This window comes from Lysinibacillus sp. KU-BSD001, assembly GCF_042920265.1.
GTDB lineage: Bacteria > Bacillota > Bacilli > Bacillales_A > Planococcaceae > Lysinibacillus_B.
Genome location: NZ_JBDQZI010000003.1, coordinates 67,080 through 82,698 on the forward strand (window position 1 = coordinate 67,080; position 15,619 = coordinate 82,698).

The 15,619-nt window shown below is 39.9% G+C and carries 12 protein-coding genes; 8 read left to right on the plus strand and 4 right to left on the minus strand.

Features of this window, described 5'->3' with window-relative positions; genetic code table 11:
* The first annotated feature begins 1 nt into the window (after window position 1).
* From AAGS61_RS05625 to AAGS61_RS05650, 6 genes are all read left to right on the plus strand, one after another.
* Window positions 2–817, plus strand: coding sequence for a DUF1444 domain-containing protein (locus tag AAGS61_RS05625; protein ID WP_391368524.1), 816 nt, complete (start codon window positions 2–4; stop codon window positions 815–817).
* Window positions 814–1,428 (plus strand): YtpR family tRNA-binding protein, encoded by a 615-nt coding sequence (gene ytpR / locus AAGS61_RS05630; protein WP_391368526.1) that lies wholly within the window; start codon window positions 814–816, stop codon window positions 1,426–1,428. Before AAGS61_RS05625 ends, ytpR begins: the two co-directional genes overlap by 4 nt.
* Window positions 1,429–1,645: 217 nt before the next feature.
* Window positions 1,646–4,711, plus strand: a complete 3,066-nt coding sequence (locus tag AAGS61_RS05635) for a DNA translocase FtsK (RefSeq protein ID WP_391368528.1) — start codon at window positions 1,646–1,648, stop codon at window positions 4,709–4,711.
* Between the two features lie 1,139 nt (window positions 4,712–5,850).
* On the plus strand, window positions 5,851–7,155 hold the full coding sequence (gene murC / locus AAGS61_RS05640; RefSeq protein ID WP_391368531.1) for a UDP-N-acetylmuramate--L-alanine ligase: 1,305 nt from the start codon (window positions 5,851–5,853) through the stop codon (window positions 7,153–7,155).
* Between the two features lie 228 nt (window positions 7,156–7,383).
* A complete protein-coding gene (locus AAGS61_RS05645; protein ID WP_391368533.1) occupies window positions 7,384–7,854 on the plus strand; it encodes a DUF948 domain-containing protein in 471 nt (156 codons plus the stop codon).
* An 18-nt stretch (window positions 7,855–7,872) separates the two neighbouring features.
* Window positions 7,873–8,388, plus strand: coding sequence for a YtxH domain-containing protein (locus AAGS61_RS05650; RefSeq protein ID WP_391368536.1), 516 nt, complete (start codon window positions 7,873–7,875; stop codon window positions 8,386–8,388).
* A gap of 69 nt (window positions 8,389–8,457) precedes the next feature.
* On the opposite strand, the gene AAGS61_RS05655 is transcribed toward AAGS61_RS05650, so the two are convergent.
* Entirely contained in the window at window positions 8,458–10,620 is a 2,163-nt protein-coding gene (locus AAGS61_RS05655) for a cell division protein FtsA (protein WP_391368539.1), read from the minus strand.
* Between the two features lie 173 nt (window positions 10,621–10,793).
* Here AAGS61_RS05655 and AAGS61_RS05660 point away from each other — a divergent pair, with 173 nt between their 5' ends.
* Together AAGS61_RS05660 and ccpA are read left to right on the plus strand one after the other, a co-directional pair.
* Complete coding sequence (locus AAGS61_RS05660; RefSeq protein WP_391368542.1) at window positions 10,794–11,879, plus strand: bifunctional 3-deoxy-7-phosphoheptulonate synthase/chorismate mutase; 1,086 nt, start codon at window positions 10,794–10,796, stop codon at window positions 11,877–11,879.
* Between the two features lie 166 nt (window positions 11,880–12,045).
* Window positions 12,046–13,044 carry a catabolite control protein A gene (gene ccpA / locus AAGS61_RS05665; protein ID WP_391368545.1) on the plus strand — a complete coding sequence of 333 codons (999 nt, stop codon included), beginning with the start codon at window positions 12,046–12,048 and terminating at the stop codon, window positions 13,042–13,044.
* Window positions 13,045–13,085: 41 nt separating this feature from the next.
* Here ccpA and AAGS61_RS05670 read toward each other — a convergent pair whose 3' ends face one another.
* The 3 genes from AAGS61_RS05670 to AAGS61_RS05680 form a co-directional block, all read right to left on the minus strand.
* Window positions 13,086–14,243 carry an acetoin utilization protein AcuC gene (locus AAGS61_RS05670; protein WP_391368548.1) on the minus strand — a complete coding sequence of 386 codons (1,158 nt, stop codon included), beginning with the start codon at window positions 14,241–14,243 and terminating at the stop codon, window positions 13,086–13,088.
* A complete protein-coding gene (locus tag AAGS61_RS05675; protein ID WP_391368550.1) occupies window positions 14,240–14,887 on the minus strand; it encodes an acetoin utilization AcuB family protein in 648 nt (215 codons plus the stop codon). Before AAGS61_RS05675 ends, AAGS61_RS05670 begins: the two co-directional genes overlap by 4 nt.
* Window positions 14,888–14,957: 70 nt before the next feature.
* The gene (locus tag AAGS61_RS05680; protein WP_391368553.1) at window positions 14,958–15,590 is read right to left on the minus strand and encodes a GNAT family N-acetyltransferase; all 633 of its coding nucleotides are present in this window, start codon (window positions 15,588–15,590) and stop codon (window positions 14,958–14,960) included.
* Window positions 15,591–15,619: the final 29 nt, after the last annotated feature.

Here is a 15,619-nt window from a genome sequence, read left to right on the forward strand (position 1 = left end):
TTTGAAATCCTCACAATTAGTAACAGAGTTAAAAAAGCGACTAGGCGAAGAACAGTTCGACTGGGCATTTGATCAAGAGAAAGATCAAGTACGTTTAGAGCATAAAATACTTGGGCGCGGCATGAATATTTCATTGCCAGAAATTTTAGCAAAATATGCACAAAAGAAAGACGCAGCGATTGTTGACGTTGTTTATACGATTGAACAAACATTTAAAGCGATGGAACGTGAGCAAGCAGATGGGTTTAAAGGATTAGCACAAGTATATCCCATTATCCGCTCCGCTTCCTTTCCGAAAAATTCAAAAGAGGGCAGTCCATTTGTGACAACAGAGCATACGGCGGAAACACGCATTTTTTATGCGCTAGACATGGGGACAACGTATCGCTTGATCGATGAATCGATGTTACCAAAATTAGGCGTCACAGCAGAGCAAGTCCGTGAGGCAGCTCGTTTTTCTGTGAAGAAATTACGAACTGATGTCAAACGTGATGAAGTAGCAGGCAGTATTTTTTATTTTGTCAATCATAATGATGGTTATGATGCGAGTCGCATTTTAAATGAAGCATTCCTCAAGGAGATGCGTCAAAACATTGAGGGAGATATGACTGTATCCGTCCCACACCAAGATGTGCTAATTATAGGTGATATTCGGTCAGAAGTAGGGTATGATGTATTAGCGCAGTTAACAATGCATTATTTTACGGTTGGTACAGTGCCAATCACCTCGCTGTCGTTCGTTTATGAGGACGGCAAGCTCGAGCCAATCTTTATTTTAGCAAAAAACAAAGTAACAAAGGAGCAAGAAAAGAAATGAATGTAGCTTATAACAAACAATACGTTGGTGACGTATTATTAGTGCAATTAGCAACTGAAGCCATTGTCAAAACAGTTGTAGAGAAAAAAGGCGATATTGTCATTTTAAAAGAAGAAGCAACAGGGGAAGTAAAGGGCTTTAATTTATTTAATGCTAGCAAATATGTAGCACTTGACGTACAAGGAAATGTAGAAGTGACACCTGAGCTAGTAGAGAAATTAAAAGCGGCTATTGACGAAAATGGCGCTGATCTTTCGCTAGATGTAGACTTCTCTCCAAAATTTGTTGTTGGTTATGTAGAGGAAAAGGAAAAGCATCCAAATGCTGATAAATTAAGTGTTTGTAAAGTAAATGTTGGAGACGACACATTACAAATTGTATGTGGTGCACCAAATGTGGAAGCAGGTCAAAAAGTAGTTGTAGCGAAAATTGGTGCTGTTATGCCATCAGGTTTACTCATTAAAGCAGGTAACTTACGTGGCGTTGATTCATTTGGGATGCTTTGTTCAGCACGTGAGCTAGCGATTCCAGGTGCACCAGAAGTGAAAGGGATTTTAGTATTAGAAGAGGATGCAGAAGTAGGTTCAGCTTTCGTAGCACCAACTAAATAATTATAAGGCTAGTGCAGGGATTTTTTTACTGTACTAGCTTTTTCTTTTAGAAATACATTATGATATGCTTTTTATGACAAAATTTTCTTGCATTATATGTATTTTGGCGCAAGCTATTATATGTATTTTGTGCAAAATACGGTTTTTGTGCAGTATGTAACCCAAATATGTCTTATAATAAAATAGTTAGGCTTTAATTAGAAAGAAGTGAACATAGATGAATTGGTTTAAAAATAAATTTAACAAACTATTTAAAGATGATATAGAGCAAGTAGAAGAATATGAAGAATACTATGAAGAGCAAGATGAGCCGGATTTTGAAGAAGAGCAACAAAAAAAGTCAAAATCAGCATTTCGTTTTCCACTCATTGGGGATAATGAAATCGTCCATCAAGCACCGAAACGAGAGCGTGTAGCTCGTGAGCAACAACCCTATACTTCCTCAGAAGAGAGAGAGCTTGAGTTACCAAAGCATTTACAACATACAACATCTCAAATATATGATGTTGAGGTACAAGGGATTAGGGGATTGTTGGAACGTCGTCAAAAGCGTACAGGCCATTCGAATGTATTGCGTCGCCCTGTACCAGCACCTCGCAAAATTTCCGTTACGAAAGATGAAAAGGAATTTTTAACAAAAAAACCGATGCGCGAAGAGAAGCCTGTTAATCGGGAGTTTATCAATCCGCTTGAAAGTCGCAAACGCTTCGTGCCAACGGATGTACCATCACCTGTTCATGGCTTCCAAAAGCCAAAGCCTATAGAGCAATTAATGGCTGAAAAACAAATGGAAGTAGAGGAAGCGAAGCAAGACAAAGTAGAGCATGTTCTAAGTGAGCAGAAGCCGTTCATAGAAGGAGAAGCTCAAGAGGAAGTAGCGATGCATACTACTGAATCGTCAGTAAGTAGACAGTCGATAGAGGAATCTGAACCGGTAGTAGCGGAAGAAGTTGATAGTATGATCGAACCAGCTTTGACATCTCACGAAGAACATGATTCCGATAGGATAGCTAAAGAAATGGAAGAGGCTATTGTTGCAAAAGAGCATGAAGATCCGTTGTCAGATATGCAGGTGAAGCATTTAACGATTGAGAACTCGACCATTCATATTGGACAGCTAAATGTAGAACAAGCCCAACAAAATGAGTTTGTACAAGTACAAACGGAGGAATCAAAAACAATATCAACAGGCAGTCGATTACCATTTAACGTACTCATGTTAAAATCCGATAAGGAAAAGTTACTAGCAAAGAAAATTTTGCAAGAGCAATTGAAAAAGCAAAAGCCTGCTAATATGGAAATGAATCAGGAGGCAATGGCTGAAAGTGTGGCAACGACTGAAACAGATATAGTCATAAAAAATCATACACTCACAGTTGGTGAGCCATCTATTGCTCATGAAGTAGTGACGGGCACGCAATTAAGTGACAGTGCGGTTGCCGTTTTAGAACGTGAAGTGGAAAATAACGAAATTCAGCATACTGTAGAGGTAAGTGACCAGAACGATAGTATGATCGAGGAACATAACCTTGTATCTGAACAAAAGCCATCAAACGAGCAAAATGTAATCCAAACCGAGCAACATGAGTGGGTAATGGATGAAAATGACGTTGTATTCGAGCAAAAAGCGATTGTGGGTGAGCAAAAGCCGTCGAACGAGCAAAATGTAATCCAAACCGAGCAACATGAGTGGGTAATGGATGAAAATGACCTTGTATTCGAGCAAAAGCCGTCGAACGAGCAAAACATAGTTCCATCCGTTCAAAATGAGCTTGTAATGGAGCAGAATGATGTTGTGTCCGAGCAAAAAGTGATCATGAGTGAGCAAAATGAAATAAAACTTGAACTTGAATCGCAGCCTAAGTTCAGCCGTCATTATGAAAAGCCACCGCTCAACTTTTTAGTGCCGCCGGAAGAAAAGACGGAAGACTGGGCTTGGATGGATGAACAAGGAGAGCGCTTAATTAAAGCGCTGTCGTATTTCCATATCGAAGCGGAAATTGTCTCGATTGTACAGGGGCCAGCAGTCACTCAATTTGAAATTACGGTGGCGCATGGTACGAAAGTGAGTAAAGTGCGCGGCTTAGCAGATGATATTAAGCTAGCACTGGCGGCACGAGATATCCGTATTGATGCACCAATTCCAGGGAAGCATTCGATCGGTATTGAAATTCCAAACCGTGTATCTCGAGCAGTCCGTTTATCTGAAGTGACGAATAGCGAAGGATTCCAAACGTCTGATTCGCCATTAGAAGCCGCATTAGGGCTAGATTTAACAGGGCAACCAGTGACGATTGATCTACGAAAAATGCCGCATGGATTAATTGCTGGTGCAACAGGCTCAGGGAAGTCTGTTTGTATTAACTCGATTCTTGTAAGCTTACTTTATAAGGCGGCACCGCATGAATTGAAATTAATGCTGATTGATCCAAAAATGGTTGAGTTAGCGCCGTTTAATCATATTCCGCATTTAGTGAGTCCCGTTATTACAGATGTCAAGGCGGCAACCGCTGCACTGAAATGGGCCGTTGAAGAGATGGAACGCCGCTATCAGTTATTTATGCATGCCGGTGTACGTGATTTAACGCGTTTTAATCAACAAGCTGAAAAAGCAGGCCAACATGCCCAAAAGCTCCCGTATATTTTAATTGTCATTGACGAGCTTGCCGATTTAATGATGATGTCACCAGCTGACGTGGAAGAAGCCATTTGTCGTATTGCCCAAAAGGCACGTGCTTGTGGTATTCACTTAATTGTGGCAACACAACGTCCGTCTGTTGATGTCATTACAGGCTTAATTAAGTCAAATATTCCTACTCGTATTGCATTTGCGGTATCTTCTGCCGTTGATTCGCGTACAATTTTAGATATGCAAGGTGCAGAACGCTTACTTGGTCGAGGAGATATGCTGTATTTAGGAAACGGTATGCCTGCCCCAGTACGTTTACAGGGAACCTTTGTAACGGATGACGAGATTGAGGAAATCATTACTTATGTTCGTACGCAAGGAGAGCCTGAGTATTTCTTCCAACATGATGAACTACTTAAAAAAGCTGAAGTTACCGATGAGCAAGATGAATTATTTGAGGAAGTTTGTCGTTACGTATTTGAACAAGGAACAGCCTCTACTTCATCGATTCAACGCCGTTATAAAATCGGCTATAATCGAGCTGCTAGACTGGTTGATATGCTTGAGCGACATGGATTTGTGTCGGAACAAAGGGGTAGCAAGCCGAGGGAAGTATTCATTACGGAATCAGATATTATTTCCATGTTCGAATAGCGTATGATGCACGGTTTTTTAGTAAAAAGGTCAACATCTCGACCTGCTTTGGTCGAGATGTGTCTTTGTAAGTATTCTTTTTACTGATAAGATAATGATTAGTAACTTTTAACTCGTAATGAGCAAAAATGCATCATAAAAATATCAGGTAAATAGTGAAAGATACTAATTAAAAGTGGCATCATAGCCTCCGCGCTTTGCCACAGCCTACACAGGAGCTAAAACAGGCGTGGCCTGTTTGGATCTCCTGTTCCTGCTCCTGACGTTGCACTTTCGTCGCAAAGAGAATCTTGGCTCCTGTGGCTATGGCGCGCTACGGCAAAAGTGAATACTTCTCAATATGATAGAAAAACATTTATCTTCTCTATAAAGAAATCAATTTCTTTCTATTTGTAAGTATAATTGCCCAGCCTCTACCGTAATGAATGAGCATCTTTCTTTTTAGCAACTGATTATTGCATTCAACAATAGTTGCTTGTAGCGGAGGCACGAGAGTGTAGCTGACGGCATACGCCTTTCGCTACAGAGCAATGTTTTTCTGCACCGGAAGTGAAGCGGCAGGTGCAAAGCTTCCTACGGGAAAAGCGAGACAATCAAGACCCCGCAGGAAATTTATTTGCGACGAAAGCGTAGCGACAGGAGCAGCGAAGGATGAGCGACGAGGAGGCTTGATCTCGCCCGTGGAAAGCGAGTGCCGCAGCGGAAAGCAACGGTTACCTAAATGGTAATATATGATTTTTTATTTACTCATTAAGAATTTTAAGCAGCTTGAGGGCTTAACTGTACAGTGAGAAATAGTACAATTTAGTTTGCGAAAAATTTGAAAAGTTGTTTAAATAGCGTTTGTTACCAAAAGTGCTATAATAGAACAGGCTTTTTCGGTTCATAAAGAAGTGAAGGCTGTTTAAACGTATGTATCAAAATTCGTCTGTAAATTTATGAGACGACCATTAACTGCGAGAGCAAGCGCATTGCTACACAGTACGGTTAAGTGATTGTAATATCTTTTTTAGTGAATCGGAACGTATAATTTTTATATTTCTCCGCATATGACATAATCTTGATTTATTTTGTTTGAGATGTGTCTCTTTTATCCCATAATATTTATTGTGAGTATCGTACTCCTAGGAGGTTTCAACATGACACTTTATCATTTTACAGGTATTAAAGGCTCTGGAATGAGTTCGTTAGCGCAAATTTTATTTGATGCAGGCGAGCAAGTACAAGGTTCAGACGTAGAAACGTATTATTTCACTGAGCAGCCTTTACGTGACCGAAATATAACAATTAAACCATTCGATGAAAATAATATTCAAGAAGGAATGACAGTTATCGCTGGGAATGCCTTTCCAGATGACCATTCAGAGTTAGTGAAAGCACGTGAAATAGGTGTAGAAGTCATTCGCTATCATAAATTTTTAGGGGACTATATTGGTCGATATACATCTATTGCCATTACAGGTGCACATGGTAAAACATCTACAACTGGTTTGATGAGTCATGTCATTGGTGGATATATGCCGACATCGTTTTTAATTGGTGATGGCACGGGTTCAGGTAAACAAGATGCAGCCTATTTTGTGATGGAAGCATGTGAGTACCGTCGCCACTTTTTAGCGTACCACCCAGATTATGCAGTCATGACGAATATTGATTTTGATCATCCGGATTATTTTAAAAATATCGATGATGTATACAGCGCTTTCCAAGAACTTGCCTTACAAGTGAAAAAAGCAATTATTGCATGTGGTGATGATGAACAACTACAAAAAATTCAAGCGAATGTACCGGTTGTCTATTATGGCTTTGGGGCAGAAAATGATTTTGCTGCACGTAATATTGTCAAAACGACAGAAGGTACAGAGTTTGAAGTGTATGTACGCAATGAGTTTTATCATAAGTTCTTTATTCCACTTTATGGTGACCATGCCGTGTTAAACTCGTTAGCGGTTATTTCACTATGTCATTATGAAGGGATTCCAGCCGAACTTATACAAGAGCGATTAAATACGTACGGCGGTGTAAAAAGACGTTTTACGGAAACAAAAATAGGGAATAATGTATTGGTAGATGACTATGCACATCATCCAACGGAAATTTCGGCAACCCTACAAGCAGCTCGTCAAAAGTATCCAGATCGTGAAATTGTCGCTGTTTTCCAACCGCATACATTTACACGTACGCAAGCGTTCTTGCAAGAATTTGCAAATAGCTTAGGGAAAGCGGATGCCGTATATTTATGTGATATATTCGGGTCGGCACGTGAGCAAGCAGGTTCCCTAACAATTGCTGATTTAGCTAATCTCATTGAAGGCAGCGACATCCTGAAAACAGAGGAAATTCATGTGTTACAAGCACATAAAGATGCCGTATTCTTATTTATGGGCGCAGGAGACGTACATAAATTCCAGAATGCATTTGAGCAATTGCTAAAAGGCGAATAAAATATAAACATTGTGCATAAATGAACAAGTTGTTTAGTGGAAATGAGCAGTAAGGTAGTATGTAACAAAGGTTAGTAAAACAGCTTATTCTTTAACGTTAAAGAATAGGCTGTTTTTGGCAAAAATAGTGCTAAGTGATTTTAAATCAATGTTTTTTCGAATAATTGATGCAGGATTTTTTTACATTTTGTCGAACATAAAACATAACTACGTATAGGAGGTCATCATATGGAAGTAGTACTGTATATAGCGGCACTCATTGCAGCAATTGGTTTTTTAGTGTTATGTATTAGCGTAGGAGTCACATTATTCTCACTAAAAAATACATTAAATAATATTGCGTCAACGGTGGCAGGTATTGAAGGACAAATGGAAGGAATCACACGTGAGACGACAACTCTTTTAACGAAAACGAATTCATTAGCGGATGATATTTCAGAGAAATCAGAAAAGCTCAATTCCGTTGTACAGGCAGTTAAAGGAATTGGTGATTCTGTTAATGGTTTAAATACATCTGTTCAACGTATTACAACGGCCGTTTCGAAGGAAGTTGGACGTAATGAAGAAAAGATTGCACAAGTCGTACAGTGGAGCAATGTGGCGATGGAAATTGCCGATAAGTGGCGCCAGCGCAAAACAATTCAAGAACAGGATATTGCTGTAGTAGATCATCCTGCTCAAGAGAAAAATAAACAATAAGTGAAGAGGGTGTATGTTATGAGTGAACAACAATATGGCAAAGAATCATCAAATTTACCGCAAGTATATTATGTGGATAGTAATCGATCCATTTATACGGACGAAGAGTCTGTAAATATGAAAGATTTTATCATTGGTGCGCTCGTTGGAGGGATTGTTGGTGCTGCTGCAGGGTTATTATTGGCACCAAAAGCAGGCCGTGAATTACGTGGAGATATGGCGTATCAAGCTGTCAATTTAAAAGATAAGAGCGCGGAGTTATCTGCATCCGCAAAAGAAAAAACAGCGCAACTTTCGCAACAGTTAAAAGAGCAGTCAACACAATTAGTCGACAAAGTAAAATCAAAAACGTCTAAAGCGCCAACTGTTTTTGATGATGGTACTGTGTCAGCTGAAGGAGAAGAACCTCTAGATGAATTGATTGCAGCAGTAGAGGAGACGATTGCAGAAGCGACAGCAAGTCTAGGTGAAGTAGTAGCTACGGCGCAAGAAGACTTACATGATCATAAAGTTTCAGAAGCTTCTAAATCTTAATTTGTATAAAAGGATGGCTAGAAAGTTTTACTTTCTGGCCATCCTTTTTATTGAAAAATCCTTATTTTTTTATGTTATGGAGGAGACCGGTTGTTCGATTAACTGAATTTCCAATACATCCCCACCAAAAATTTCCGCATCGAAGCTAGACGGTTCCCCGTTGCGTAAAATGTTAAACTGTCCTTTAAACGCAACGGGTAGTTGCCAGTTGGAAAAGCGGAAGACATCTTGATAAATCCATTTACTCAAATCTTTTTCTTTAAATTGAAGCGTTACCCCATTTAAAATAGTGGCATTCGGCTGTACAACCGTTCCATTTACGACCACTTCTCGTGCTACTTTCGAGAGCTCGATTCGTTCATTTTGAAATGTCACCAGCATTTTATCTTCTAAATTGATATTCAGTGAATTGGCAATTAATTGAGCTGTTGGTAGCATCCCTTGTTCAAACGTAATGCGATCTCCGTTTTGTATCGGGTAATGTAGCTTAGCGGGCTTACCATTGACAAATAACTGTGCTGAAAACTCCGGTAACATCGTTGGTTTACCATCGATATGTACAAAGAATGCCCCTAATTTGTGTATATATTCGCTATTGTTTGTATGATGAAAAACCTCTTCGATTGTATTCACTGTTTCAAACGTTATGACATCACGGTCTTTTAGCTGCTGTTCCATGCATGCGATTTCCCCATTCACTAATACGTTTGGTTCGATTGCATAAGGCGTACCTTGAATGATGATGGATAGCGAAGAGGCACCATCTACAATATCACGTATCGTTGCTGTAGCTGGTTGTCCGTCTTTTCCTTCAATGAGTTCAATGCGGTCACTGCTTTTAATGAGTGTTTTTGTTGAGGCCTCTTCGCCGTTTACTAAAATAGTGGCCGGCTGACCATGTTCCCCTGGAATGAAAATATCTTGTCCGTTCACTGTTAGGGATAACCCATGCCCTGGCTTACCATACAGCTGTTTTGCTCGAATATTCGCTGCTAAAAAGGCATCTGCTACGGTCATTTCTTTTAATTCGAACAGGCGTACAATCTGTTCATTGACCGTGATAGTCATATAATGAATCGGTGCTTTCTTAGCGGCAATGGCAATCCCAATCGGTGTTACAAGTTCTGGTGTGACAGGGATTTCTTCATCTTTTGTTAAGTTTTGGATCGCATCAATGCCACGAACAGCGACACGATTTGGAGGTAAGTTTAATACTTTACACAGCTCTTCTGTTAAGTTGGGTGTTAAACTACCGCCACCGACAAGCATAACAGCCTTTGGTGCGACATGATTGTTTAAACGTAAAATCTCATTGCCAATCGATGTAGCTAAATTTTCAATGGCGGGCATAATTGCGGCTAATACTTCCTCACGCGGATGAAATTCATCAAACCCTAAAATATCTTGAATCGCGATTTGTTCCTCGGTGTGCATTTGGCGCTTCGCTATTTCAGCAACAGGGAAATCAAGCAAGTAATGATCACTTAATGCTTCTGTAATTTCGTCGCCAGCTGTTGGTACCATACCGTAAGCGACAATCGTGCTCTTATCGGTAATGGCAATGTCGGATGTACCCGCACCAATATCAACAAGGGCCACATTTAAACGGCGCATTGTGGAAGGGATTAAGACGTTAATTGCTGCAATGGGCTCGAGTGTTAAGGCTTCCATTTCTAAATTTGCTCGCTTTAATGCTGCCAGTAGGGATTCTACAACGACACGTGGTAAAAATGTAGCAATGACTTCTACTGTTGCCTCATCTCCTTGCTGGTCGAGCAAACTACCAATTTCTTCTCCATCTAAACGGTAATAAAGTACAGAATAACCGACACAATAATAGTGATTGATTTTTCCATCCTCTTTTTGTTGAAGAAGTTGCGTTTGTGCTTGCTGTACAGCTTGTAGTTCCAAGCGTGCAATATCCTCTTCTGTAAAGATTGGGCGATTTTTAATGTTAATGGTCACGCTTGCTTGCTCTGTCTTTAATGAACGACCAGCAGCAGCTACATTTACTTTTGTTAACGGACCATGTTTCTTTTCCAGTTGTGCTTTAATTTCAGTAATGAGCTCAGCGACATAGAGGACATTATGTATTTGACCATCGACCATTGCACGTTCTTTATGTTCTTTAATTAAAATATCTGTCACATGATAATGATCTTGATTTACTTCTAAAATAATCCCTATCACTGAACGTGTCCCGATATCAAGTGCAAATAATTTTTCTGTCAATGAAACCGCTTCCTTCCTTGATATAAATAAAAATACTTTAGCGAGTTGAAGCACTAAATTAAAAAGACGTGACATTCTAGTATTTGTTTATTATAATAGTGTTATTATTCTAAAATGTATCATACATTTCAGCGTTCTGAAAGAGCAGGGTACAGGGGAGAGGAGAAAGAATGATGAATCAACACGAATTAGAGGGTTTACGTAGTCGAATTGATGGACTAAACCTAGAAATTTTACGCTTAATCAATGAGCGAGCAGAAGTAGTAAATGAAATCGGTAAGATTAAAGAAAAGCAAGGTGTGAATCGTTATGATCCTCTACGTGAACGCCATATGTTAAATTTAATTAAAGAGCATAATAATGGTCCTTTAAATCAAATGACAGTGGATTATATTTTTAAACAAATTTTCAAAACAGCATTAAAGCAATTAGAGGCAGAGAAGAAGAAAGAATTACTTGTTTCACGTAAAGAAAAGTCAGAAGATACTGTCATTAATGTAAATGGTGAGTTAATCGGCGCTGGTGCACCATCATTTGTATTCGGTCCATGTTCAGTGGAATCTTATGAGCAAGTAGCGGCAGTAGCAGAGTCGATTCAAGCAAAAGGCTTAAAATTAATCCGTGGTGGTGCATATAAGCCACGTACATCGCCATACGATTTCCAAGGTCTAGGCTTAGAAGGTTTACAAATTTTAAAACGCGTGTCACAGGAATATGGTTTAGGTGTTATTACAGAAATCGTCACACCAGCAGATTTAGACCATGCATTAGATTACATTGATGTCATTCAAATCGGTGCGCGTAATATGCAAAACTTTGAGCTATTAAAAGCAGCAGGGGCAACAAATAAACCTGTGTTATTAAAGCGTGGTTTAGCTGCAACAATCGATGAATTCATTCATGCAGCAGAATACATTATGTCAAAAGGAAATGAAAACATTATCCTTTGTGAGCGCGGTATTCGTACGTACGAAAAAGCAACGCGTAATACGTTAGATATTTCAGCTGTACCAATCTTAAAACAAGAAACGCATTTGCCGGTTATGGTCGATGTTACGCACTCAACGGGTCGTCGTGATTTATTATTACCATGTGCGAAAGCGGCGATTGCAATCGGTGCTGACGGTGTAATGGCTGAGGTACACCCAGATCCATCTGTAGCATTATCAGATTCTCAGCAACAAATGGATATCCCAACATTCGACGCATTCTATGAAGAAGTATTAAAATTCATGAAGAAATACGAAGTTAAAGCATAGTTAATCGAGGCTCGTTTCGCGAAATTTGCGAAGCGAGCCTTATTTTTGACAGAATTCCGAGCAATTTACTTATTCTTTAGAAGAAACGCTTCTCTTTTTATTGAAAGAAGCAAGAAAATTATCGTATGATGGGGTAAAGACATTGCATATAAAGGAGGCAAATACATTGACTGTTACAATTTATGATGTAGCACGTGAAGCAAATGTATCGATGGCAACCGTCTCCCGTGTTGTAAACGGAAATCAAAATGTCAAGCCAGCAACACGTAAAAAGGTTTTAGAAGTCATCGAGCGATTAGAATATAGGCCGAATGCCGTAGCGCGTGGTTTAGCGAGTAAAAAAACAACAACGGTAGGCGTCATTATTCCGGATATTTCAAATAATTTATACGCTGAATTAGCACGTGGTATCGAGGATATCGCGACAATGTATCGATACAATATTATTTTAGCAAATTCTGACCAAAACGAAGAGAAAGAGCTAACACTTTTAGATACAATGCTCGGAAAGCAAGTAGATGGTATTGTCATGATGACAGATAGAGTGACAGAAAAAATTCAAGATTCGATGGATCATTCTCCTGTGCCGATTGTTTTAGCCGGTTCAGTAGATGAATTGAAAGAAGTCCCTTCTGTAAATATTGACTATTATCAGGCGGCATATGAAGCGGTAAAGGTCCTACTGGATAATGGCCATACCCGTATTGCCTTTATATCAGCACCACAAAGTTATACCGTTACGCAATATAAGCTAGCAGCGTATAAAAAAGCATTAGAAGACGTTGGATTAACAGTCGATGAGTCACTGATCGTTTCAGAAGAAGATACGTATGATAACGGCATTGCAGCATACGAAGAGGTCAGCCAATTTGATAATGCCCCAACGGCTTTCTTTGCAGGGAGCGATGAATTGGCTATTGGCATTATTCACGGTGCACAAGATGCAGGGAGACAAGTGCCAGAAGATTTAGAAGTGATTAGTTTTGAGAACTCTAAATTAGCACGTATGGTACGCCCGCAGTTATCAAGTGTTGTCTTGCCTTTATACGATATTGGAGCAGTAGCGATGCGCTTACTGACGAAATTAATGAATAAAGAGAAAGTAGAACAACAAAGTGTTATTCTACCACACCGCATCGAAATGCGAGATTCAGTGAAACAATAATAAAAGGTTCTGCCTCAAAAGATATTTGAGGCGGAACCTTTTTATCGTTTCTCATTGCGAATCATATGCAATGCCTTCGCAAGCATTTGTGCATTTTTTTCTTCGATTTCTGCCTTCCGTGGAATCGGCTCATATAATGGAGTTGGATCCTCCCAAGTGGGGATAAACGGTACGGGTGATTCAGGCTGCCACCGATCAAGCCAAGCTTGAGGCAGTGGACCTGCCGGATGTTGTTGATCGGTCATTTCAGTCCAAATGTGTGACCAAGCGCGCGGTACAACACGCCATATATCATATCCACCTCCACCAACAGCAATCCATCGACCATCGCAATATTCGTGTGCAAGCTTATGCGCAAGCTTCGGTATTTCACGATAAATTTTCATTGTGCCATAGAGATGTGTAAGCGGGTCAAAGTAATGTGCATCCGCACCGTTTTGTGTTAAGACCACATCAGGCTTGAAAAATTCAAATACTTCGCGCATGGAAGCTTCATAAATTTCGAGGAAGCTGTCATCTTCTGTAAACGCATCAACGGGGAAGTTAAAGGATGTACCGTAACCTTCACCATTTCCACGCTCTGTAATATTGCCTGTACCAGGGAACAGATAGCGTCCTGTTTCATGAATGGATAAAGTACAAACATTTGGGTCATCGTAAAATGCCCATTGTACGCCGTCCCCATGATGGGCATCCGTATCGACATATAATACACGCAACCCATATTTTTCTTGCATATAACGAATCGCCACACTGCTATCGTTATAAATACAAAAACCCGATGCGCGACCACGGAACCCATGATGCAATCCGCCACCTAAGTTTAGTGCATGACGAGATTTCCCTTGTAGTACATAGTCAACTGCTTGCAATGTCCCACCAACGAGTAGGGCACTTGCTTCATGCATGTCCTTAAACATCGGTGTATCTTCTGTTCCAATGCCATATGCTTCACCTTGTTGTGGTGTAAGTTCACCACGGCCAGCTTTTTTGACAATGTCAATGTATTGTGAATCGTGAGCAAGTGCAATTTCTTCATCTGTTGCCATACGTGCAGGGATAATGTCATCGTCGGAAAGTGCACCGATATTTTTTAATAAATCGATTGTAAGTAATAAGCGTTTATGATTAAACGGATGCGAGTCTGAAAATTTATAGCCTAGTTGATCAGGAGAATAAATAAAGACAGCATTTTTCATAGTTTTACCCCTGGAAGGTTTGGCCATAAAACATGAAACCCTTCCTTTCGTAAGTCTTCAATAATAGCTAAAGGATTGATCACCTGTAGGCGAACGCTTAAAATGCGAGTATTGTCACTTTCACTGTCTGGATAAACGAGCACGCTTAATACATTCGCTTTATGTTGGCTAATAACGCTCGTAATTTCATGTAACACACCAGGCTTATTCGTGACACGAATATCGAGCTTAGAAGCGGGTTGATTTGCCCCTGTTAGCTCAATATAGCGATAGAGAACATCGGTTGTTGTGACGATACCAATAAGTTGACCACCTGAAACGATAGGTAAACAACTAATTTTATTTTCATAGAATGTGAGAGCGACTTCTTCTACAAAATCTAATGGATGACCGATAATCGGGTCTTTCACCATGATGTCTGCCAGTGGTGCATCGTACGTGACTGAATTTGCTTCCTCTTTTAAGCACGATGGTAACGCTTTTTTGATATCATGGTCTGTGACAATTCCGACAACAGTTTCATTTTCGTCAACGATAGGTAGGTGACGAATTTTCTTTTCCCGCATTAAACGGACAGCATCATTTACGGTATCGGTTGGCTTAAGTGTACATACATCAGTTTGCATAATTTCTTCAACAATCATATACGATTCCCCTTTGTATAAATGTTGTGAACTTCATAATACTCTTAAACTATTCCATTAGAAATATGAACTAATACATATATCGATTTTTAAATCGTAGTCTATCAAATCGCTCAATTGTATTGGGACCGACGCGTTTTCCAACTCGAGCCATCAGGCAGTTCGCTGGATGAGAGGTAACCTCAGGGTCGTCTGTAGCATAATACTCAAAATGAGCGGTACTCATCATCTTTTCCATCATTTTGCGGTAATCCCATACGTTAAGACCCGTTCCTTTTAAATCCCAATGCCAATAATATTCCGTTGTAATAACGAGATAATCTTCCATTTCATCTGCCATAAAGGAAACTTCAACTAATTTTTTCCCTACACCTGTCCCGCGATAATCTGAAATGACTTCGATTGCGCCAAGTTCAATCATATTATCGATCCGGTCCTCTGCCCATCGCTCCAATGGATCTGGATATAAATATGTAACGTAACCTACGATTATATCCCCATTGCGTGCGATAATAATACGCCCTTCGTCCAGCTTTGCGATGCCAATTAATGCTTCGTGTTGCTGTTTAGGAGGCCTGAAAGCGATTAAACCTTCATGTAACGTATACAAGGCTAGTTGTTCTGCAGGGACAGGGCCCTCTACAATGATGGGACCGTGTTTAGTCTCCTTTGTGATACTGTAAAATGTTTTAATATGTTCCATTTCTACACCACCCCAGTAAGATGTATCTA